This is a genomic window from Streptomyces sp. NPDC051738 (assembly GCF_044453205.1).
GTDB lineage: Bacteria > Actinomycetota > Actinomycetes > Streptomycetales > Streptomycetaceae > Streptomyces.
The window spans coordinates 14,264-37,448 of the sequence record NZ_JBITCM010000011.1 but is presented as its reverse complement, the minus strand read 5'-3'; the positions used below and the strand labels follow the sequence as shown (position 1 = coordinate 37,448).

General features: G+C 69.0%; 14 protein-coding genes and 1 pseudogene. 8 read left to right on the top strand and 7 right to left on the bottom strand.

Annotated elements, in window-relative coordinates; translation table 11 throughout:
• Positions 1–41: 41 nt before the first annotated feature.
• The 3 genes and pseudogenes from ACIA8X_RS25215 to ACIA8X_RS25205 form a co-directional block, all read left to right on the top strand.
• A pseudogene (locus tag ACIA8X_RS25215) lies at positions 42–443 on the top strand (CBS domain-containing protein); the annotation flags it as partial.
• Positions 444–957: 514 nt separating this feature from the next.
• A complete protein-coding gene (locus ACIA8X_RS25210; RefSeq protein WP_399459164.1) occupies positions 958–2,895 on the top strand; it encodes a galactose oxidase-like domain-containing protein in 1,938 nt (645 codons plus the stop codon).
• Between the two features lie 149 nt (positions 2,896–3,044).
• Positions 3,045–3,791 carry a DUF4142 domain-containing protein gene (locus ACIA8X_RS25205; protein ID WP_393443794.1) on the top strand — a complete coding sequence of 249 codons (747 nt, stop codon included), beginning with the start codon at positions 3,045–3,047 and terminating at the stop codon, positions 3,789–3,791.
• 31 nt (positions 3,792–3,822) lie between these two features.
• Here ACIA8X_RS25205 and ACIA8X_RS25200 read toward each other — a convergent pair whose 3' ends face one another.
• The 4 genes from ACIA8X_RS25200 to ACIA8X_RS25185 form a co-directional block, all read right to left on the bottom strand.
• Entirely contained in the window at positions 3,823–4,539 is a 717-nt protein-coding gene (locus ACIA8X_RS25200; protein ID WP_393443795.1) for a hypothetical protein, read from the bottom strand.
• A gap of 227 nt (positions 4,540–4,766) precedes the next feature.
• Positions 4,767–5,324 carry a hypothetical protein gene (locus ACIA8X_RS25195; RefSeq protein ID WP_399459163.1) on the bottom strand — a complete coding sequence of 186 codons (558 nt, stop codon included), beginning with the start codon at positions 5,322–5,324 and terminating at the stop codon, positions 4,767–4,769.
• Between the two features lie 236 nt (positions 5,325–5,560).
• A complete protein-coding gene (locus ACIA8X_RS25190; protein ID WP_393443797.1) occupies positions 5,561–6,097 on the bottom strand; it encodes a MarR family winged helix-turn-helix transcriptional regulator in 537 nt (178 codons plus the stop codon).
• Positions 6,098–6,131: 34 nt separating this feature from the next.
• Positions 6,132–7,220, bottom strand: a complete 1,089-nt coding sequence (locus ACIA8X_RS25185) for a PP2C family protein-serine/threonine phosphatase (protein ID WP_393443798.1) — start codon at positions 7,218–7,220, stop codon at positions 6,132–6,134.
• A gap of 169 nt (positions 7,221–7,389) precedes the next feature.
• Here ACIA8X_RS25185 and ACIA8X_RS25180 point away from each other — a divergent pair, with 169 nt between their 5' ends.
• Positions 7,390–7,911, top strand: coding sequence for a nitroreductase family deazaflavin-dependent oxidoreductase (locus ACIA8X_RS25180; RefSeq protein ID WP_399459162.1), 522 nt, complete (start codon positions 7,390–7,392; stop codon positions 7,909–7,911).
• A 48-nt stretch (positions 7,912–7,959) separates the two neighbouring features.
• Here the strand turns inward: ACIA8X_RS25180 and ACIA8X_RS25175 are convergent, their stop codons facing one another.
• Entirely contained in the window at positions 7,960–9,174 is a 1,215-nt protein-coding gene (locus tag ACIA8X_RS25175) for a lactonase family protein (protein WP_399459161.1), read from the bottom strand.
• A 567-nt stretch (positions 9,175–9,741) separates the two neighbouring features.
• Between ACIA8X_RS25175 and ACIA8X_RS25170 the strand changes: the two genes are divergently transcribed.
• The 4 genes from ACIA8X_RS25170 (at position 9,742) to ACIA8X_RS25155 (ending at position 15,951) form a co-directional block, all read left to right on the top strand.
• Entirely contained in the window at positions 9,742–10,281 is a 540-nt protein-coding gene (locus tag ACIA8X_RS25170; RefSeq protein ID WP_399459160.1) for a hypothetical protein, read from the top strand.
• Positions 10,282–10,433: 152 nt separating this feature from the next.
• Positions 10,434–10,703 carry a helix-turn-helix domain-containing protein gene (locus ACIA8X_RS25165; RefSeq protein ID WP_399459159.1) on the top strand — a complete coding sequence of 90 codons (270 nt, stop codon included), beginning with the start codon at positions 10,434–10,436 and terminating at the stop codon, positions 10,701–10,703.
• 718 nt (positions 10,704–11,421) lie between these two features.
• Positions 11,422–14,082 carry an FG-GAP-like repeat-containing protein gene (locus ACIA8X_RS25160; RefSeq protein WP_399459158.1) on the top strand — a complete coding sequence of 887 codons (2,661 nt, stop codon included), beginning with the start codon at positions 11,422–11,424 and terminating at the stop codon, positions 14,080–14,082.
• Positions 14,083–14,397: 315 nt separating this feature from the next.
• The gene (locus ACIA8X_RS25155) at positions 14,398–15,951 is read left to right on the top strand and encodes a PH domain-containing protein (RefSeq protein WP_399459157.1); all 1,554 of its coding nucleotides are present in this window, start codon (positions 14,398–14,400) and stop codon (positions 15,949–15,951) included.
• A gap of 347 nt (positions 15,952–16,298) precedes the next feature.
• Here ACIA8X_RS25155 and ACIA8X_RS25150 read toward each other — a convergent pair whose 3' ends face one another.
• Both ACIA8X_RS25150 and ACIA8X_RS25145 read right to left on the bottom strand, forming a co-directional pair.
• On the bottom strand, positions 16,299–16,562 hold the full coding sequence (locus ACIA8X_RS25150) for a hypothetical protein (RefSeq protein WP_399459156.1): 264 nt from the start codon (positions 16,560–16,562) through the stop codon (positions 16,299–16,301).
• A 155-nt stretch (positions 16,563–16,717) separates the two neighbouring features.
• Entirely contained in the window at positions 16,718–22,972 is a 6,255-nt protein-coding gene (locus ACIA8X_RS25145) for a DNRLRE domain-containing protein (RefSeq protein WP_399459252.1), read from the bottom strand.
• Positions 22,973–23,185 lie beyond the last annotated feature (213 nt).

The window sequence follows — 23,185 nt, the reverse complement described above, 5'->3', positions numbered from 1 at the left end:
TCCCTTCGAGTCCGGAAGCCACATACCTAACCTGCACCCAAGGCGCCCGGATCGGTGCCCAGCACGTCGGCGCCGTGATGGAGCCCCTTCCCTCGCCCCTGCCGTCGTCCACCACGCTGTCCGACGCGGCAGATCTGCTGAGCCTGTCCGGCCACGGCGCGCTCCCGATGGTCGACGCCACCGGGAAGTACGTCGGCGTGATCACCGCCCAGGCGGTCGCCGAGGCACTCGTGGAACAACCCCAGACCGCACCCGTCCGGGTCGGGCAACTCGTCGAGCCGCCCGCACCCGTGACCGCGGACCAGCCGCTCGCCCAGGCTCTCGACGCCCTGCTCTCCCCCGCGGGCACCGGGATGCCGGTCCTCGACGCCGAGCACGGCGAGCCCGTCGGCTGGCTCAGCCACCAGAACGCCCTGCGCGCCGTGCACACACCGACCGCGTAGTGCCGGGCACCCCGGCAACGGCGTTCCCACACGGACACCAAGGCGGGTCTGGGGAGGGGCATATACGGCATCGTCATGACCGTGGACAAGCACGTCCGTTCTCCGCCGTCCGCCGGCTCGACGGCGAGCGCGTGCCCTCCCCCTTGCAGTCGCCACAGTGCCCCGCCTGCGAGAGCCACAAGATTCGCATCATGCGACCGGGGCGCGCGGCGTCCGCCGACCTGCACGAGACATGAAACCGGTGCGCCTGATCACTTCTCTGCACTGGAGTCAACCGCACGGCACTCCACGCCATCCACAGCCAGCGGACCTCCCGCCCGCCCGGTGATCGAGCGGGCCATCGGCGCCGACAAGCCCCTGAACGCAGCCTTCCTGCTGGATTTCATGTCGGCCGCGTTGCTCACATCGGTCATTTTGCATAATGCAAAAGAGTTAGTAGTCACGGCGTGCAAGACGCATGGGGTAGTGGTCGCTACATCCACACCCGTTTCGCCGCTAACGGAGGCCGCCCCCGATGGCCCAGCGTCCCTCACGCCTCACCACCCGCAAGACCCTGCTCGGCGTCGCAGCCGTGGTCGCCCTGGCCACCCTCAACACCCCCGCCGTGATGGGCTTCGCCCAGCACGCCTACCACCGCTACGAGATCAACCAGCCCGAGTACAAAGCGAAGTACGGCCACTGGACACTCGCCTCGCTCCCGGAGAAGTACCAGCTCAACTCCATCCACGCGATCCTGCTGCACACCGGGAAAGTGCTGCTGATCGCCGGCTCCGGCAACAACGTGAAGCAGTTCAACGGCAGTGCCTTCAAGAGCACCCTGTGGGACCCGGCCACCTACACCTTCAAGAAGATCGACACCCCGGCCGACCTGTTCTGCGGCGGCCACGCCCAGCTCCCCGACGGCAAGATCCTCGTCGCCGGGGGCACCGCCCGCTACGAGGTCCTGAAGGGCGATGTGAAACGAGCCGGCGGCGCCATGCTGATCAAGAACGAGGACCCGGACGGCGCCCGCACCTTCCCCAAGGGCACCGTCTTCCGCTCGCCCTCCGGCGTGGAGTACCGCTCCCAGTTCAGCGTGCGCGTACCCGCCGCGAAGAAGACGCCCACCGGGCGGATCGGCCCCGTGAAGGTCACCGCGAGCGAGGCCCGTGTGTTCGTCGAGGCGGTCGAGGAGGGACCGCTCGGCATCACCAACACCACCGAGCAGTACGCCATTGTCGGCCTTAAGGGCAAGGACGCCGACAACCTCTACGCCATCGCCAACAAGCTCGGCCTCGACAAGAAGTACTCCCAAGGCATCAAGGACGCCTACGAGTTCGACCCCGTCACCGAGAAGTACACCAAGGTCAGCTCCATGAGCGAAGCCCGCTCGTACCCGACCCTCACCACCCTCTCCGACGGGCGCGTCCTCGCCGTCTCCGGCCTCGACGACATCGGGCAGATCGTGCCGGGCAAGAACGAGATCTACGACCCGAGGACACAGACCTGGTCCCCGGCACCGACCCGCTACTTCCCTACCTACCCGTCCCTCTTCCTGACCGGCACCCGGAAGATCTTCTACTCCGGCTCCAACGCCGGCTACGGCCCCGCCGACCAGGGTCGCAAGCCTGGCCTGTGGAACCTCAAGACCAACACCTTCACCCCCGTCCCCGGCCTGAAGGACCCGGACATCCTGGAGACCTCCTCCTCGGTCCTGCTGCCGCCCGCACAGGACAAGAAGGTGATGGTGCTCGGCGGCGGAGGCGTCGGCGAGTCACGCGCGGCCACCTCCCGTACCGCGATCGCCGACCTCGACGCCGAGCACCCCGCCTTCACAACCGGTCCCCGCCTTCCGGAGAACACCCGGTACCTGAACAGCGTGATCCTCCCCGACGACACGGTGTTCACCACAGGCGGCAGCCACGACTACCGCGGCAAGGGCTCCAGCGACATCCTCAAGGCCCAGATCTACGACACTGCCAAGAACACCTTCGCACCGGCCGCAGACCCGAGGGTGGGCCGCAACCACCACACCGAGGCCCTGCTATTGCCCGACGGCCGCGTCGCCGTGTTCGGCTCCGACCCTCTCTTCGCAGACAAGGCCAACTCCCGCCCGGGCCGCCCCGAACAACGGGTCGAAGTCTTCTCCCCGCCCTACCTCCACCGCGGCGACCGCCCTGACCTGACACCCAGCGGCAGAACCGAGGTCGAGCGCGGCGGCGAGGTCGTCCTGCGCACCTCCGACCCGACCCGCATCAGCCACGTACGGCTCATCCGCCCCGGATCCGCGACCCACGTCACGGACTTCGACCAGCGCTCCGTGGCCCTCGACATCACCCGGCGCGCCGACGGCACGCTCACCGTGCGCGTGCCCGAAGACGCGTCGCTCGTCCCACCCGGCAGGTACATGGTCGTTGCCGTCGATGAACACGGTGTACCGTCCCCCGCGGTCTGGGTGCACGTGTTCCTGTGAGACACAGCCTGCGCACACCAACCCTGCGGGACGCACCGGAGTCGGCACAGTGCAGTAAAGCAGAGTGCAAAATTTACCCAGTGCAATGATTGGTTCGGTCCGCGCGTCCGTACTTCCTGGCAAACAGCCCTCTCACGCCAGGAGGCCCCATGCCCCTCTCCCGCAACACGATCGCCACTGTCTTCGTGGGCGGCGCACTGGTGCTCACCCTTTCCGCGCTCGCCTACCCCGCCATGCTCGGCATAGAGAACACGGCGACGAACACATCCCGGATCATCGCGAACACCCAGTACGGGCCGCTGACCGAGGCCGACCGTGACTTCGTGGTCAAGGTCCGTGCGGCGGGGCTTTGGGAGTACCCGTTGGGGGAGATGGCGATGGAGCGGGGCACTACGGAGCAGATGAAGGAGGCCGGCGAGCACCTGGTCGTCGGCCATGCCGGGCTCGATGCGATGTGCCGCAAGATCGCCCCAGAGCTGAACGTCACCCTGCCGAACCAGGCCAGCCCACAGCAGCAGCAGTTCGTGGCGACAGTGGACTCCAAGAGCGGCAAGGAGTTCGACTCCACCGCGGTGAGCATCATGCGCGTCACCCACGGCCAGATCTTCCCGACCATCGCCAAGATCCGCGCCACCACCGAGAACACCCTCGTGCGCCAACTGGCCGACCTGGCCAACGACACGGTCCTGGACCACATCACGGTCCTGGAGAACACCGGCCTGGTCAACTACGACCAGGTCAACTTCCAGCAGACCACCCCACCCAAGCTCCCCAAGGACCAGCTGACCCCGCCCGCACCCCAGCCCGGTGCACCGTTGGTCGCCCTCACCCCCCGCCCGGACCTGGACGTCAACACCAGCTCCCCGACACCCACACCCAGCCCGACCGCCGAATGATCAGCGAGGGAGCGGCTGGGGCGCGGCCCTGTCACGATTCAACAGGGAGGTCGGTGGGAGGGGCGGACACTGCGCGGGAGAGCCGGTAGGAGCGTACGACCGCGACGAGACACGCGGCGACGAGCGCAGCGGCCCAGCCACCCAGATCACGAAGAGAGCCCGACCGGGACGCTCCGGCCTCCACGCCGCGCGGTGGCACGCGACCTTTCGAGTCATACACGACGGCAAGCGCGTCGCCGGGCCGGGTGGTCTCTCCGCAGCCGCGCCAGATACGGACCTTCAGAGGCATGCCGTCACGGTCGGCCACCGAGCAGAGATAGCGGCCGCGGTCGGAGACGGCTCCCAATCCGCCCTCGACCGAGGTCACCACGACGGACTCCACACGCCCCCGCTCCGCCAGCACCAGACCCACGGCCGCTTGAGGCGCGTGCAGCGCCAGGCAGACTCCGAGCACCGCCACGATGCCGACCAGCGCACGCCCTGCCCGTACTACGCACAGGTAGATGGCGAGCGCCACGGCGCACACCAGGCCCCCCTCGCCGTCCGCCAGCCCGGGAACCCCGTACCAGGCACCGGCAACCGTGGCCCCGACGATCGCCCCCGCTCCGACGCACCCGGCAACGAGTCCTTCCATTGCCAGCCACCGCGGCGGCAGGCCGACGAACTCGGCGGGCCCCCACACCGTGCTCCGCAGATGCGCCATCAGGTGCCGTTCCGGCGCGGGCAGGGCGCGATGCCGTCTGCTCACGTACGTCACCCCTCCAAGCGCTTGTCCGTGTCCGCCATCCTGGTGTGACAGGCGGACGGTCCGCGCGCCGTCGGCCGGACGCGCGCACATGGCCCGCTTTTTGTCGGGATCGGGCAGCGGGCCTGCCTGCACATTTCCCTTGCATTATGCAAAACGAGTCTGGCGGCGCCTCGGGGGACCTCCGTGTGAGCGGACAGCGTCCGCCCACCAGTTCGCGAGGCATCTGGTCACCGCCGGTTGGCATTCGGCGCGGCGGCCACGAGGACCAGAAAGCCGCCCATGGTGTGGAAGAGGGCGGCACCGGAAGCGAAGTTACGAGCCTGGGCCTTGGCGGCCTCGTGGTACTCCGCTGCCCTGAGCACGACCCGCTCGCTGTGCAGCGTCGTGTTGTTCCACCGGGTGTAGTAGTGGTTACCGTGCTCGTCGGTCTTGGTGTCCCGCGCCTTGCCCCCGGCCGTCATGGCCAGTAGCACCGCCGCGAACATCACGACGTAGGAGCACTTCAGACCGGTCGACAGGCTCCATGCGAACTGGGCCATCCGACCGCCGTTGTTCCTGCCGAGCAGGCTTCTGCCGCCCTCGGAAAACATGACCCGAAGCAGGGCGACGCCGAAGACCGGGAAGATCGCGACGAACACGACACCCACGGCTCCAAACGGGACCTTGTTCGGACCTGGCAGCAAGGTTGCCGTCGCGAGCAGTAGCGAGAGCACACTCAGGACCCAGGCCAGCGCAAAGTGAACACGGTCGACGCGAGGCAGTCCGGACAGCTCCACCTGATCCATGCGTCACTCCTCCCCCTGTGTGCCGTTGCCTGCGCTCCGGCGGCAACCCGTGCAGCATCGCGTGGCTCTGCGGCGGGCGGAAGGTCCTGCTCCGGCAGCCGACAGAGGCGAATCCTGCTGGATCCGGGCAACCAGACGGCATCCCTGGCACCGCCGCAGCCTTCGACAGCCGGCCTCCCTCTGGGGTCACTGGCGACGGGAACACATGCGTCTCAGGAAATGCCGGGGCGATGCTCTCAGGCGTCGCGGGCCACCGGGAGATCCACCGCCCAGCCCAGGGGGTGCGGCTCCGCGTCGTCCAGCGCCGGGGCGAGGGGCTCTCCCCCGGCCTCGTTGAAGGCGGCGAGCGCCTCGATGAGTGCCAGCCGCTGCGTCGGAGTGAGCCGTTCGACGATTGAGGCGATCTCGGCGCGGCGCCGGGCGGTGACGTCCTCGACCGTGCGTCGGCCTTCCTCGGTGAGCTGCAGCAGGGTCTCGCGGCGGTTGTCGGGATTGGCCTGCCGGTCGGCGAGCCCGGCCGCGATCAGCCGGTCGACCATGCGCATCGCGGTGGACGGCGCCACCTGGAGCAGGTCGGCGAGCGCGACCAGCTTGGTGGCACCGCGCGTGGACAGGACGACAAGCATTCTGAACTGCGGGAGAGTCACCCGCTCCTCGACCGCGGCGAGGGAGCGGGCGGAGACCGCCACCAGCAGCCGGGACGCGGTCAGCACCGCACGCGTCACCGCGTCAACATCGTCCATCGCCCCCGCGGGGGTCTCACGCTCCGGCATGTGTCCTTTCTACCGTGCCGAAGTCCCTGCTCACTCACACGATGGGAACAGATTTTCCTTCCCCATGACCGTGGTAACGCAGCAGGAGCATCGCGGCGTCGTCGTGGGGCGGCCCGATGGCATGCTGGGCAAGGTCCGCACGCAGCGCCTCCAGTGCGCGGTGCGCGTCGGGATCCTTCAGCAGGTGCGCCCGTTCGCCGAGCGGATAGAAACGGCCGTCTTCGTCGCGGGCCTCGGTGACACCGTCGGTGTACAGCAGGAGCTGCTCGCCGGGGACGAAGTCCACCCGATGAGGCTTGGGGCCCTCGCTCCCGTGCGCGCCCAGCCCCAGCGGAAGGGCGTAGGCGGGCGGCCGTGGGAAGTCGACCATGCCGTCCCGGCGTAGGACGATCGGGGCCGGGTGGCCGTAGTTGAGGAAGACGGCCTCGTGTCGTGCGCCGATCTCCGCGAGGATCGCGGTGACGAACTTCTCGCCCTCCAATTCCCGGGCCACGCTGCGTTCCAGGCGCTCGCCGAGCCTCACCAGGTCCGGCTCGTCGTGGGCGGCCTCCCGGAAGGCACCGAGCACCACGGCCGCCGTCTCCACCGCGGCCAGGCCCTTGCCCTGCACATCACCCACGATCACCCGGACGCCGTGCGGCGAGGCCACCACCTCGTACAGATCCCCGCCGATGCGGGCCTCCGCGACGGCCGAGGTGTACGAAACGGCCGCCTGCAGCGGGCCGGCGGTCAGCGGGACCGGCCGCAGCAACACTCGCTGGGCGACCTCCGCGATCGACCGCACGCTGGCCAGCTCCCCTTCGCGGCGCGAGCGCATGACAGCCGCCGCGATGCCGACGCCGGTGACGCCGGCCACCGAGGCCAGGGCGGTGAACCCTCTTCTTTCCTCGAACAGCCCGTCGTACAGCCCGAGCGCCACGCACAGCACCAACGCCACGAGCCCGAACACGGCCGTACGACGCCACCCCCCGACCAGCCCGGAGAACGCCGGACCGAGAGACACCAACGGCAGGAACCCGACCCCCGGCCCGGCCACCACGTCCATCACCGCGACCACCGCCATCACCACCGCCGGCATCCAGGACAGCACGATCCAGCTCGATGGCGGCTTCCGGTCAGTCATGACGTACTCCAACGGTGTCACAGCACTCGAGAGCCGCCCCTCGTCCCCGCAGGCGCCCCTACCCCACCTTTAGACTATGCAAAGGTGGCTTGCGCGAGGCGGCTCACAACCCCGGTCCTTTACCCAATCGAGGCCGAGAGCCGACATTCCCGACCCGCGGAAGGCGTCCATGGCACACAGACAAACCACATTTCGCCGCCCCCAACTCCCCACCGGATGGCGGCGCCTGGTTGCGCGGCTGCCGATCCTGGTCTTCCGCGCGGGGCTGGGGTCCGTCTTCGGGAAGCGGCTGCTCCTACTGCACCACGTCGGCCGCGTCAGCGGCCTGGACCGCATGGTGGTCCTCGAAGTGGTGTCCTACGATCCGATCGGCGCGAGCTGGACCGTCGCCTCCGGGTTCGGGCCGAAGGCCGACTGGTACCAGAACCTGCGCGCGCAGCCGATGACCCTCATCCAGTTCGGCAACCGTCCGCACGCCGTCACCGCCCGCTTCCTCCCGCCCGACGAAGGCGCCGAGATCATGGCCGGCTACGCCCGGCGGCATCCACGCACGGCCCGTTCTCTGTGCGCGTACATGGGCCTTTACGTCGACGGCGGCGAGGCGTCGTATCGCGAGGCGGGGCGAGCCGTCCCCTTCGTCCGCCTCGACGCCGCCGTCGGACGCCGTCAGCACGGACGCGGACAGGCGTGACGCCCCGGACGAGGTGCCCGGGGCGCCCACCGCGGTGGCCGCTTTCCCTTACACCGCGGCGATGCCCTCCATGCCGGAGTCGGCGAAGGCGGGCAGTCCGGTGGCGGTGGTGACCTTGGTGAGGGAGCCGTTCCTGCCGATGCGGAAGCCGTCGACCGTGCCGGAGACGGCGTTCTGCACATAGAGGAACTTCTCGTCCTGTGTCACCGCCAGGTCGATGACCCCCTGGGACTTGGCCGACGGGGGCGTGGCGATGCCGACGTCGTTGGTGAGCGCGAGCCGACCTCGGGAGTCGGTGCGGTAGCCGGTGACGGTGGAGTTGCCGGTGTTGCCGCCGTAGAAGAAGTCGCCGGCGCGCTCCAGCCAGCACAGCGTGTCCTGCCCATTGGCCAGCGGCCGCTGGACCACCTTGAGGCGACCGTCACCGCGCACCTTGTACGTGCTGACTGTGGACTTCTCGGCCTCGGCCACCAGCATCCGGCCGCTCTTGTCGAAGGTGATCGCGAACGGCACGCCTCCCGCAGAGTCGTTGACCACTGCCCGGTGCGCAGGACGACCGTCGCGCCGCATCGGGAAGACCTCGATGGTGCCCGCGGACTTCGTGGTCACAGCCAGTGCCCTGCCGCCTGGAGTGAAGGCGACCTGACCGGGCGAGCTGGAGAACAGCGGCACCCTGGCGTTGTCCAGCCCCAGGGAGCGGTGCGAACCGCGCAACGGCTTCAGTCCCGAGGCGGTGATCCGGAAGCCCTGAACACTGCCGGAGCCGCCCGCGTTCATGACGTAGGCAAGGTTGCCGTACACCGCGATGGAGGACGGAAAGTACCCGCCGGAGTCCACCACCTGGCGGTGCGTCAGCCTCTGCCCGTCGACCCGGAAGGAGGTCACGGTGCCACTGCCCGCATTGACCGCCAGCAGCAGCCCCGAGGCGTCGTCGTAGACGAGCGACCCCTGGGAGGCCAGGGAGTCGGTGGGCGCGTCGACCTGGTCGCCGCCCTTGCCGCCGGTGGCGTATCGGCCGGCAGCGCTCAGCGCGCCGTCCTTGCCTCGCCGGAAAGCGTGGATGGTGTTGCCGTCGAGCTCGTTGCCCTGGACGAACACCGCGTGATCCGCCCCGGCCTTGGCCGATTGCGCGGCGGGACCGCCGGGCTCGTCCGCCGAGGCGACGGTCACCGTCGCGACCGCCGCCGCAGCGGCGACGATCCCGGCTCCGGCGGTCAGCAGCCGGACTCGTAACGGGGACCTGCGCCTGGTGTGCTTACTCATGCGTCGCTCCTCGGGGTTCGTGCCGCCGCCACGGGGCCGACGGCGGACGGAACCAGAGTTGCCAGTGAGACGAGCGTGGCAGAGCGGTTTCCCGACCGCGTCAGGGTCTCGTAAGGTCTTCGGCCCTCTCTGGCTCTAACGTCCCCAGACGCCGGTCACCACGGCACGGCCAACCGCCCGCGCCGTCGCGGGAAGTTCGCGAGAACCGATGGGGGACTGGCGATCTCATTTTGCATCATGCAATGATCGAGCCGGGGGAAGCCGAGCCGACGGCCGATTGCCATCCGGCGCCCAGGAGTGAGACCGGCAAGTCAAGCAGGACGGCGCACCGGCCGTCGGCGGGCTCCCCCCTCGCCCCTGCCACCGCCTGCCCTCACAGCCGGTCCGCACCTCGGTGCATACCGATCGGCGGAGGATATGGATTGCAGGAGCGAGCTGGCTCCTACCCGGCGTCATGGACCGAACCAGACCGGCGACCCCCTCTGACCACGGAGCCACAGGGAACATCCACTGGCAAGCCGGGGGCCCTGCCCACAACCCTGTGGACAGGAAAGGAAGAAGGAGACCGTGACCACCAAAGGGCCGGGCGGCGAGGGAACGCCCGAAGAGCCGGACGGCACGCCGCCCGCCCCTGAGGGCATCTGGCTGAAGTTCCTCACAGACAGCGAGGTGGCCATCAGCCAGTCCGCCCCCAAGGAACCCTCCGCCCTGGAACGGGCACCGGGGTGGCACCGACTCGTCGACCCAGCCGACAGAACTGGGTTGCGTTCGCGGCGTCCGCACGGCGGCGCGGCCGACGTCGGAACGGATGCGGTCGGCGACCTGTGGCAGCCGGACGAACCTTGGACCGGAGCGGCCTGGCGGGACCTGGACGACAAAGCCAAACTCCGGCGCGTCGTCCGCGTGATAGCAACGGCTGCCGCGATCACGGTGACCCTGGGCGCCTGGTCCTGCCTGCCCACCAGCGCGGGCACTGCCGGCAACGCGCCGGACGACTCCATCGTGCAGCAGTTGGAGGAGGCGCCCCCCGAGCTGTCCCCGGCAACCCGCTTCCCGCCCGGATCCGCCGTCGCGGAGCCGTCCTCGTCTGCGGTCACTGCCGGCTGACGCGCATCGCAGGGGGAGCGCATCGACGGCCATGGCGCACCCCTGACGGAGAGCGACCGGCAGAGGCAGGCCCGAAGGCCCTCCCCCGGGCCGATCCGCCGAGCCCTGGACCACTGACTGAATACCTGTTCAGCATGCTGTACGTGCGTCCAATGCCGGACGATCGGACCAGGCGGGCGGTGATCCGCGACGAGGCCCTGCGCTTGTTCGCCGACCGTGGGCCGGAGTCGGTGACCGGACGCCAGATCGCCGAGGCCGCAGGCGTGTCAACTGGGCTCGTGGTGCACCACTTCGGCTCCAAGGGCGGCCTGCGTCGGGAGGTCGACGAGTACGTGCTGGCCGTATTCGAGGCCATGCTGGGCGAATTGACCGGCGGGGCGGGGCTCAGCTGCTCGATCCCGGTACCGGAGCGGGAACCCTGAGCGAGGCGTTCGCCCGCCACCTCCCGGCCGACTCGCCCTTGCCCGGCTACCTGCGCCAACCGCTGCTGTCCGACACGGACGCCGGACGGCTGCTGTTCCAGCGCCTGTTCGACCTCAGCCGTGCCGCGCTCGACGGCCTCGCGGCAGCCGGGCTCGCCGTACCCACTGAGAGCCGTCGGTGCGCCCGGCCTTCCTGCTCGCCAACGACCTGGCCGTCTTCCTGCTGCGCGATCGACTCACCGAAGTCTCATCAACTACCCCGTCCAGCGCGCCAAAGCGCTCGTCATCAACTTCAAGCGCCGGCCCGCCACACCCGGCCGCAGCGCGGGGATCTTCTTGCACGCCAATAACAGTGGCGCGACGGCTGGCTGCGTGTCGGCGCCCCGGCCACCAATGACCGCATCATGGGCCGGATTGCGCCGTCCGCCCATCGCAGGATCGCCATCGACTGACCAGCCCGACGTGATCTACGTCACTGCACCTTGCCGAGCAGTGACGTTTGCCCAGTGCAAAACGCTGGCCAAAGCAGGCCATCCATGTGACGGATGTGCCTCACGTGACTTTCTTCTCTGGTCGTTCAACGGCCTTCTTTGGGGTGGGATTCGTCTTGAGTCGTCGTACTCGACGTGCGCGTCGTACGTCGCACGCGTACAGACCGCTGAGCCTGAGGCGCAGAGCCTGGCTGACGCTGGGTGCAGTGGTCCTGGGGGGTGGGGGCGTGGCGACGTACGCCCTGGCCGGGCCGTCCGAGGATCCGGGCGCCACAGGTCGGGCCAAGCGGCCCGTGAAGGTCTACGACCTCGCGTTGAAGGGAACCGGCAGTCAGGAGCGGGAGCTGCCGCGTACCAGCACGAAGCAGTTCTCGCTGCTGGGCGTCTCCTGGACCGGGCCCAGGAAGCAGATCGACGGCACCGCGCAGGTGCGCACGCGCAACCTGGAGGCCGGTGAGTGGAGCGCCTGGCAGGACCTGGAGTTGGGGGTGGATCCGCCGGAGGGCGTCGAGCCGGGCATGCGCGGTGCCTCGGAGCCGCTGTGGGTCGGGCCGTCCGACGGTGTCGAGGTGCAGGTCGTCCGCGAGGACGGCACGGCGAGCTCGGGGCTGCCCACGGGGCTTGAGGTCAACCTGGTCGACCCGGGAATGACCTCCGCCGAGACCAAGTCCATCGGCACCGAGTTCGAGCCGGCCGCGTTCGCCGCCGAGACCGACCCCGCCGCCACGCCCACCGATTCGGTCACCCCCACCGACACGGTCACTCCCACCGATGCGGTCACCCCCACGGACACCGCGACCGAGTCGCCCACGGCGGATCCGACCACGACGCCGACGGACAGCGTCTCGCCCACCGACACCGCGACCCCGACGGACTCGGCCTCCGCGTCCCCGTCGCCGTCGCCGTCGCCGAGTGAGACGGTGCCGACCGCCCCGCCGTCCACCGTCACCCAGCCGCCGATCACCGGCCGGGCCCAGTGGGGCGCGGACGAGTCCAAGGTCGACGACCCGCCGGCGTACAACGACAAGGTGCAGGCCGTGTTCGTGCACCACACCGTCGGCTCCAACAGCTACAGCTGCGCCCAGTCGGCCTCGCTGGTGCGCGGCATCATGGCGTACCACATCGACGTCAACGGCTGGAACGACCTCGGCTACAACTTCCTGGTCGACAAGTGCGGCCAGATCTTCGAGGGCCGCGCGGGCGGTACTGACCTGCCCGTGCAGGGCGCGCACACCTACGGCTTCAACAGCTACTCCACCGGCATCGCCGTCCTCGGCGACTTCCAGGGCGACTCCGCCAAGGGCATCGCTCCGGCCCGGCCGACCCGGGCCACGCTGGAGTCGGTGGCCCGTGTCGCCGCCTGGAAGCTTGGCCAGTACGGCGGCAACCCGACCGGCAAGGTCACGCTGACCGCCAAGGGCGACACCGGGGTCTGGAAGAACGGCCAGGAGGCCACCCTCAACGTGATCTCCGGCCACCGCGACGGTTACGCTACCGAGTGCCCCGGCGCCGCCATGTACGCCAAGCTCGGCGAGATCCGCCGCTTCGCCGCGAGCACGGGCGCCAACTCCGCAATCCCGACCGCCGACTTCAACCGCGACGGCGTGACCGACCTGGTCGTCGGCACGCCCCGGGCGCTGAGCAGCGGCGGCACGCTGACCGTCGTGCCGGGCAACACGGAGGGGCCGGACGCCACAGTCAAGCGCTCCTTCACCCAGAACAGCCCCGGTGTCCCCGGCGGCCACGAGTCCGGCGACAACTTCGGTGCCGCCACCGCCTGGGGCGACGTCAACGGCGACGGCTACGCCGACCTCGCCGTCGGCTCCCCCGGCGAGGACGACACCAGCGGCCATGCCGACCGGGGTTCGGTCACCGTGCTGTACGGTCCCGGTCTGGACTCCGGCTTCTCGTACTCCACGTCAGGTGTGACCAGCACCGGAGCCAAGCTGGGCGCGGCCGTCACGGTCGGCGACTTCAACGCCGACGGCAAGGCCGACGTCTTCTCCGCCGGCACCGGCAACAGCGGCAGCTGGAACGCCCGCCTGACCGGCGGCACCACCCAGTACGGCAAGCTCACCAGTGCCACCGGCTCGCTCGCCGCCCTCGACGCCGCCACCGGCGACTTCAACCGCGACGGCTACGCCGACGTGGCCCTCAACTACCTCGACCAGTCCGGCACCGGCCGCGTCACCTGGTTCAAGGGCACCACGTCCGGCCTCGTCAAGGTCAGCGTCCTGTCCGTCAAGGGCGGCCGCTCCATCGCCGTAGGCGACGTCAACGGCAACGGCTACGACGACATCGCCATCGGCCAGCCCTTCACCGCCGAGTCCGGCGCCTTCAAGGGCGGCCAGGTCACCGTGGTCCCGGGCACCTCGACCGGATTCACCACCACCGGCATGCGTACCGTCCACCAGGACACCAGCGGCGTGCCGGGTACCGCCGAGGCCGGCGACGCCACCGGCGCATCCGTCTCCGTCGGCGACTACAACGACGACGGCTACGCCGACGTCCTGACCGGGATGCCGGGCGAGGACATCACCCGCAGCGGCGCCAACCAGACCAACGCGGGCATGGCCCTGCTCCTGAAGGGCACCTCGTCCGGCCTGACCGGCTCCGGCGCCCAGTGGTACAGCCAGGACCGCAGCGGCATCGCCGGCGTGACCGAGCCGAACGACAAGTTCGGCTCCGCCGTGGTCCTGCAGGACCTCTCCGGCTGGGGCCGCGCCGACCTCGCCATCGGCGTGGAGGGCGAGGACGCCTACAACGGCGTCATCCTCCAGTTGGACAGCGGCAACTCCGGCATCGACACCAGCGGCGGCGTCTACTACGGCAAGAGCGCCCTGGGCACCCCGACAGGCGCCCACCTGGGCCAGACGCTCACCCCGTAACCCGGAACCGCACAATGCCAATGCAACGTGGGGTCCTCCGTCGCGGAGGCCCCACGTTTGCATTGGCGGCCGCGCTCCAGACCGCAGAATCGGGCATCAGCTGATCCCCTGGCCGGCCGCCGCCATCTGAGGCTCAGCCGATTCCCTCGACGCATAGCCGGTGCCCTGTGGCGTCGCGGTCGGTGTCGGCAAAGCGCGGCTATTACCGGCCTGACGAGCGGGTAGCGCCTTCCGCAGCCCGGCAATCTCCGTGACCAGGGCGTTGCCGCACACCGCACATGCGCATGCGATTGCGCGGCTGGCAGGATCATCCGCATGTCCGAAGCGCCCGACATGACCTGCCGTCCCCTCATCCGCCGCCCCGGCCGGGTCTTCGCCGGATTCGGCGCCGTGGTGGGGGTCTGGGCGTTCCTGACGGTGCTGCTGCCCACGGAACGCTGGGGCAAGTGGTTCGTCCTGTGGATGACCGTCGGCCTGACGGTGGTGCTGACAGCCATTCTGCTGCTCCTCTGGGCCACAGCTCAGGTGCGCGCCGACGCGTACGGCGTGCGCTCCCGGATGATGCTGCGCCGCCGCAACGTGCCGTGGAGCGAAGTCGCGGACCTGCACATACGACTGCAGCGTGTACGCAACGGCGAAGTGCGTCGCGTCGACCTGGTGCTGCGCGGCGGACGCAAGCTGCGCCTGCCCCTGCCGCAGACCGCGAAATACGACGACCCGGCGTTCGACTCGGAGGTGGAGGCGCTCCGAGCACTGCACCGCTGCTACGGCGCGCCGGAGTCGACGCATCTCCCCGTCGTGTCGTACCGCACCGCCGGGCGTGGCCGGCGCTGGCTGATGGCCTTGTGCCTGCTGCTACTCGCAGGTGCGGGTCTGGCCGCGTGGTCCGTGCCGAGCGCCAATGCGCAGAAGCGGGCTTGGGAGGCGGCCGTGCCATGTGCCGCCGAGACGCCCGCAGCGGTGCGCGGCGAGTGCCTGACCACAGTGCCGGCCGTGATCGCGCAGGCCGAGCCCGAGGGGGGCAAGAAGCCCAGCTGGCTGTACTTCGCTGACGGCGAGCCGGTGCGGCGAGTCAGGGTCTCGTATGAAGGCGCCCAGGGGTTCGCGGCCGGTGACCGGGCCGAGGTGACCTTCTGGCGTGGTCAAATCAGAGTGGTCGCCGGCGAGCGGCACGTCTGGCGCGAACACATGACGCCCGCCGGTGACGTGGCCGTCATCGCGGCCGGGCTGGCCGTGGGCGCGGCGTACCCGGGAGCCCTGATGCTGATGCGCCGGCGCGGGCGCCGCCTGGCTGACGACGAGGTGCTCCCGTCGGCACTGCCGTTCGCGGGCGTTCTGGTCGCTACCGCCGTATGGCTGCTGCCGCTGTGCTACCTCCACCCCACCACCCCGTTCTCATCGCGCACGCCGATCACGTGGTGGGCAGCGGGCTCGCTGGTCAGCCTGAGCCTGTTCGCCTGGGCGTGGCGCGCTACACGTATCCGTACACCGGGGGAGGCGGGAGCGGCCCAGACACCCCCCGTGCGGGGAGACGTGTTCCTGGCCGCCCGCTTCCTGGACCATACCGACTACAACCCGCACGGCTTCGGCACCCACATCGTCCTCGGCGACGGCCCGCCCGCGGTGGTGCCTCACGGCGGCCCCGGCCGGTTCGCGGCGAAGCCGATCCCGGTGGAACGGCTTACCGCCGTGAACGTGAGGCGCGCGCGGGGTGATGAGGAGGCGATCAGCAGAAGCTGGCACGTCGCCGAACTCGACGACGCGGGCACCCCGGTCCGCCTGGCAGCGGCTCCGGCCGACCTGACCCGAATGCTCCGCGAGCTGGGCCTCGGGTACAACCCCGCACCCACCGCCCGCCGCGAGCTCTGAGAGGAGCGGCTGCAATGGTGGTCGCGGTGGCACTGTGACCAGGCGATCCGGCAGGCCGTACTGGATCACCGTCCCTGTGACCTGGGGCTGGCCGGGCAGCTGTGGTTGCGCGTCGGAGTGGGTGATCTGATCGCAAAGCTGTACCCGGTGCGGCTCACCGAGCAGGGGGTGAGCAAGTACCTGCGCCGGTGGGTGCAGTTACTGCGGCGGCGGCACCCCACATTCGACGAGATCTCATACACCCGAAGATTCTTGTGCGCGTTCTTACACGAATGTACGCAGCATGAATTGGCGCGCTCTCACGTAGATGAGCGCGCGATAGAGAACTACCGACTGCCGTTGATCTTCTATACGGAAGGGCCGAGTTCGCGCTTGCGGCGGCTACCGCGAATCTCCCGGAAAGACAGAAGGACGACTGCCAGGTTCAGGGGGAAGGAGATGGCGTTCGCCACCTCTGGAATGTCGAACGCCCGCAGCAGGCTGGCTGCAGCAGCGATCAGGAAAAGGGTGAGCGGCAGGAACCTGCGCCAGGTTGGGATGTCCTGCATCCGGGCGACAGTGACGGAGCACCACAGAGTGAAACAGAAGAAGGCGATCCCGAAAGCGATCACTGCGGGAAGCATAAAGATATCTCCACAAAAGCGGCCAAGGCCCAAGCGGTGAACAAACCGGCCTGCGGCAGTGCGGGTGGGGCAAGGAGGTGGTGCTCCGCGACCGGTGTCGCGGAGCACCACCTTATGCTCTACGGATGATCAGGCTGCAGAAGTCAGCCCTTTGTGTAGACGATGCGATAGCTGGACACGTAGCGCCATGATGTTCTCGTCCAGCTCCAGCCTCCGGTCCGTGTCCATTTGATACCGGTCCATTTGATCCGGTACGTGGTGCGGTCACGGTAGGAGTACTGCCAGTGCGTTTCGAAGGTCGCCAGGATCTTCTGCCGGCCCCAGCCGTACCAGGCCACGACCTTGCACTTGAAGATGTACTGCTTGCGGTAGCGGTACTGCCGCTTCCACGCGCTGATGGGCACCGGCCCGTAGTCACCGCTCAGGACATCCATGTACCAGTGCCAGCTGACGTTCTGCCAACCGCTGTAGCTCCAGCGCGTGGTGCGCAGGACCGTGGTGTAACTGCGGCCGGTCCAGGCGTGCTTGGGCACACGACAGGTCGCGCAGCCGGTGACGTCCTCGTTGTTGACGGGGTCGGCGCACGCGTAGTCGTAGGCGTTGCAGCTGCCACCGGGCAGCGGGTCGGCGGACAGGAAGCGGCCGGTCGCCGGGTTGTACAGGCGGACACCCATCAGGGTGAGGCCGGTGAGGGTCTCCCCAGACCGGTGCATTCCGCCGTGCCAGCCGTAGCGGACCGTGCTGGAGGTGTTGGCGCGGTTGCCGTACTCGTCGGTGGTGAGAACGGTGGGGGCCTGACCGGCGGTGGTGGGCAGTTGCATCACCACGTCACCGTGCAGGTTGACGAGTTGCAGGACGGTTGAGCCGGTCTTGGCGGTGGTCGCCACCAGTTGACCGTCGAATCCGTTCACGTTACGGGTGACCGTGCCGGTGGCGGTGTCCTCCACGGTCCAGCGCGGGGTGTCCGCGTCGGAGCTGTAGTGGTGGAGCTTGGACTGGGTCTGTGTCCAGGTGCCGGAGCCGTTGGATTCCACGGTCGAGCCGCGGAAGCGCAGCTGCGAGTCCAGGGTCCAGGTCTGCCGCTGGGTGCCCGCGGTCTGCTGACGCACCAGGTCGTTGGTGTAGTAGGCCAGCGTGGTCCCGGGCGCGGCCGTGGTGCGGCCGAAGGCGTCGTAGGTGTAACCGGAGTCGACCAGACGGTCGGCACTGTCGTAGGCGTGGCTGGTGGTCGTGGCGCCGGTGGTGGTGCAGGCCAAGCCGGGCTCGGCGGCGGCGGTGGCAAGGGTCTTGCGGTTGGAGTTCTGGTCGAAGGCATAGCTGCGGGTGACGCAGACACTGTCGACGGTGTCGTCCTCCGCCCGGACGAGCCGGCCGGCCTTGTCGTACCGGTAGGTCTGGCTGGAGGTCTGGCCCAGCGAGCCGGTGTAGGAGGAACGCTGGCCGTGGACCGTGGGAATGAGGGTCTCTGAGAAGAGCACCTCGCCGTCACTGTCTCGGGTGTACGTCCGCTCCATGGCCATGCCGGCCGGGTTGGTGCTCTGGCTCATGGTGTAGCCACCCGGCAGCTTCTGGGAGCGCACCTGCCCGTCGGCGTCGTAGCGCACGCTGAACGTGCCCGCCACGGAGTCCGTGATCGACGTGGGAAGACCGCGCGGGTCAACGCTCGCGTCGTACGCGTAACTCGTGCTGGAGGGCACGTTGTCGCTGACGAGGACCGCGTGGCCCTCGGCGTCGTACTGGCTGGTGGTGACACCTCCGTCGGCGTCGGTGTAGGAGACGAGGCGGCCGAGCTTGTCGTACGCCTTCTTGATCGTTCCGCCGCCGGTGGAGGTGATCTCGGCCACCTTGCCGCTGACCGGGTCGTACGTCGTGGTGACCGCGGGGACGGCCGTGCCAGTACCCCCCGAGATCGTCACGGTCTTCGTGCGGCCCGCGTCGTCGTATTCGGTGGTCTTCACCCGAGTGGTGCCGTTGGCGGTCTCCGTGAGCTTGGCGGTCTCGACCCACCGGTCGTACTCGGCGGTCGTGGTCGCCAGCTGGCTCGGGTTGGATCCTCCTCCGGTGATCGCCGCGGCGGGTCGGGTGCGGCACACTTCGTCGGCCCACTCGGGGCGGCCACCGCAGACGCCGGTGCCGTCGCCGGTGTAGTAGTCCGTGATCAGCGTGCCGGCGTCGGACCCGGTTGAGGCGGGCAGGCTGCGCGTGATCTGCCGCCCTGCGGTGTCGTAGGTGGCCTTCTCGGTGATGGCCAGGCCGCCCGGGTCCTGGATGGTGCTGGTAGGCTCGCCCACCACCCAGTCGTACACACTCTGGGTGACGCGGACATCGGCCGTCAGCGTCGGCCAGTTGCGCGGCTGACCGCCTTCGGTGCGCTTGGTGACCTTGTCCGAGACCGTCGCAGTGCCATCGGTCGGACGGCCGTTGTCGTACTCGTTCACGGTGCGGTGGCGCACGATTGCCTGGTCGCCTGCGGCCAGAACGGTGGTGGTGCCGTCCTTGAGCTCGGCGTCCAGGACTACCCGGTGCAGCGGGCCGAGCGTCTCCACCTCGCGGGAGCCGTCAGCGTTGTAGATGCCCCGGTTGGACAGCAGCTCGGCTCGCTCCGCCGCCGGTATACCGGCGATGCCGAGGTCGGCCAGCTGGGCCTTGTCGGCGTCGGTCGTTCCCAGCGCCAGCGCGCGGTTGGCTGCGGACAGCTCCCGGACGGCGTTGCCGAATTGGTCGTACTCGGTCGTGGTGATGTTCTTGGCGGCGTCCAGAGTGTTGACCTCACGCCCGGGGGCGTTGAGGTAGTGCACCATGGCCCGCCCGTAGTCGCCCGCTGCGAGAGAGGCGCCGCTGTGCGAGGCCGGGACCGAACCCGTCGGGAAGACCGCGGTGGCGTCCGACGGAGCGTCGAGCTGTCCCCATGCCGCTACGTCGCCGGTTCCCATGGCCTGAGGGGCCTTGGTACCGGTGAGCGGTACGCCGTACACGACCGACGTCTGGGCCGTACCGCCGTCCAGCTCGCTGGCGGAGCCTGCCTTGAGCGTCGGACGGGATGCCTTGAGCAGCATTCCTTCGCCGGACACTGGATCGGTGCCGACCTTGCCGTAGGTGAACGTCCAGGCAAGCTGGTCCGGCGGCGTGAACTGGGTGACCCGGCCGGCGGAGTCGTAGGCGTAGGTCGTCTTCAGCGCCGGGGAGATCCTGGGGTCCCAGGTCTCACGCAGGCGTCCGGCGTCGTCGTAGGAGTACTTCGCCACGCTCGTCGCGGTGGACGCGGTGGCGCCGGGGCTGGTCGCCCAAGCGCGGATCTCGGACACCTGGTCCTTCACGTTCCCGAAGGCCGTGGCGGTGGCGGTGGTCGAGGCCGCGTAGACGAACTCCAGGACGCGGCATCCCCGGGTTGCCGGGTTCGCCTCGCAGGTTGCCAGGGTGACCGCGCTGGTGGCGGCGATCACGCGCTTGGGGCGGGCGAGGACCTTGCCGTCGACGGTGACCGCCTCGGAGATGACCTCGGTCGTGGAGTTGGCCTGTCCATCGACCAGGGACCGGGAAACCGTCCAGGCATCGGCGGACGTGTTGACCTGGCTGAAGGTGGTGACGTTGGCCTCGGTGTCAGAGAGGGTGAAGTCGCCGCTGGTGAAGTTGCCCTTCAGCGTCAGGTTTTCGGCACCTGGTTCAGGGATCCAGCCGGTCTTGGCCGAGTTGGCGGAGAAGGCGATCGTCTCCCCGTCGGCGGTGACGATGTCGAGCGAGGACGCCGAGGTCTTCCGCAGCTCGGAGTAGTCGGACTGGACGGCCTGCGCGACCGTGCCGGCCACCCACTCCTTGCCGAAGATGGCCGCCTGTCCGTCCTGTGCCGCACCGGCCTGCGGGGTGCGGGAGGACGCGCTGCGCGTCACCGTCATGTCGAGCACGGACACATCAGTGCCGGACAGGGTGTAGTCGCCGGTGAGGAGGTTCAGCGAGCCGGGCCCGACCTCACTGGCGGCGGCGCCGTCGGCGTTGCGGTCCACGACGACGGCGAGAGGCTGCGTCGCGCCGGAGGCTCCGTTGGGACCGGTGAAGTCGGCCTTGATCTGGATGGAACCGTCCGGGTCGACGGTGTCCGTCGTGTTCCACACGAGCGCGGCGTTCTTACCGCCCGTCAGCGGAACCGGCCATGCCGTGAGCGCGGCGCCGCCGGAGGTGACGTCACCGGCGGGGATCTTCACCCAGTCATCGGCTTCGGAGCGGCGCCAGGAGAAGGACACGGCGTCGTACTTGCCCGCCTCCGCCTCGGCGACCAGCGGGAGCCGGCGCGCGGTGCGCTCACCGTCGGACGGCTGGATGAAGCCTCCGGGGCCGACGTGGAAGGTGTACTGGGCGGGTTCTGACTTGTTGTCCGCCTTGTCGACGGACCGCACCTGCAGGGTCTGGGTGCCGTCCTTCGGCGGAGTGATGGAGAGGGCCTTGTTCGCGGTGGAACCGCCGGTGGCCACCTTGGTCCAGGTCACCCCGTCCAGCGACCACTCCAGCCAGTTGTGGTCCGCGGCAGGAGGCGTGACCGTGAATGTACCGGCCTGTCCTGCGCCCTTGACCCACTGAGCCGACGGATAGTCCGTCGATGTGATGTTGGTCGGGGCGGAGGGAGCCTTGGTGTCGACGGTGAACGTCTTCCATGCCGACCAGCCGACGTTGAAGTGCGTCCCGTCGTACGGCGAGGTCCGGAACTTGTACGTCTTGCCGTCAGTCAGTACGCCGGACGCGACCGTGACCTCGGCGACCTGGCCGGAGGGAACCCACGGGGAGACCAGGTACTCGCCGACCTTGGTGTCGGTCGCCGAATCCCGCACCTCGAAGGTGCCGTTGACCTTGTCGCCGTTGGCGTCCACGAAGGTGTCGCGCAGCGTGGGGGTGGTGGTGTCGACGACGTAGGCAGCGTTGTAGGAGAAGTACGGTGGGCCCGCCTCCTGCTTCGTGCCGGTACGCGGCCGGTAGTTGTAGTCCACCACCAGCTTCGGCGGGTTGGAGGCCGCGTTGGCGGAGTTGACCCGCTTCCACTGCGCCACGATCGACTCGTCCGTGGCGCGGATGCCCATGTGGCCGCGGGTGGCCTTGGCGGAGGCCCACTCCTGCACCAGGGTCGTCACGTCGGCGTTGATCCAGCCGTCGGGCTGCGTGGTGCACCCCGCGTTGCCGCGGGTCTCGGTCGAAGTGGCCTTCTTCGCCGTCATGGTCGGGCGGTTGGTCCACCGGCTGGAGGTGGATGCGGCGCCGGAGGACCACACCTCCCAGGGGTAGAGCTTGCAGTCGGTGTTACCCGAGTGGAAGTTCCACAGGGACAGCTTCGCGTCCGAGATGAGCGCGTCCTGGATCGGCGAGGTGTTCCAGGAGATGAAGGACTGCGCCGTGCGCGGCGTGCCGTCCGCGTTCTTCGTACCGGGGTTGCCGAGGTCCAGCTCGGTGTCGGCGGACCAGTCCACCGTCTCGCCCTGCTGCACGTAGGTGTCGAAGACGTTGGACAGCGATGCCGTCGAGGGGTCGACGGTGACCGGATAGGTGGTGTCCGGGTCTGCGAGGAATTTCGCGTCCGGAGTGATCATCAGATCGACCGACGAGCCCTTTTGCACGACCTTCATGCCGACCTTGGCGCGGTTGGTGTGCTCACCGGACCGCTTGTCGACGGTGGCGTCCCACATCACTGGGGCCGGCATGACGGCGTGCTTCTTGTTCTTCTTGTCGGTGAACAGGATGCTGCCGTCTTTGAGCTGCTTCGCCTTCAGGCCCTTGGCCTTCAGGGGCAGCGTGTAGGAGTAACCGCCCTCTGCGGGGCGCTCCTTGATCTCGACGTACTGCTCGAAGCCGGTCCGCGTGGCCTCCACGACCACATCCGCGCCGGGAACGGCGTTGACGTACTCGGCACGCGTCCCGGCGAGCTTCGGTTTCGGCAGCCCGCCCTTCCACTGCAAGGTGATCTGCTGATCGCCTTCGCCGAGCGTGACCAGGTCGGTTGCCTTGGCCTCACGCGCAGCCTTCAGCGACTTGGCAGGCGTTCCGGTCTTGCCGGCCAGTCGCAACCCGTCCGGGTGCGCTTTCGGCTCTACGCCGCCGGCGACTTCCTGCAACTCCACATCGACATCGGTCCACTGGCCGTCCTGTTGGAACCGGACCGGCCCTGCCGCCATCTCAGTGGTCAGACTGCCATCCTTGTTGGCCCAGGTGGTCGACGTCTCGGTGCGCTCGCTCAGGGCCTCCACACGGTGCCCGTAAAGCCGGGCGGCGATGCGGGCCGACGGTATGTCGTCGGCCTGCTTGACAGCTGGTTTCTTCGGCTTGGCTTCCTTCACCTGCTGACGCTGAGCAGCGAAGGTGAGGGCCACGGCGTCGCCCGTGTTGGCGACCAGGAGAGCTGTTTCGGCGGCCAGCAGCATCGCGGCAGCCGCGGCGATCGGTGGCAAGGCCCGTCTGCGGCGGTGGAAAGCGAGCACAGAGCCCCGTATTCGGGGCACGGCGTGTCTCATCGATTGGCATCCCTCGTGGATCAGGACATGGGGGGCGCCCGATCCGACCACTTCCACCGTCGCGAAAGAAGTGAGATCTTCACCAATCCCCTGCACAACCCTTTGGTGCGCTGCACGGTCGTA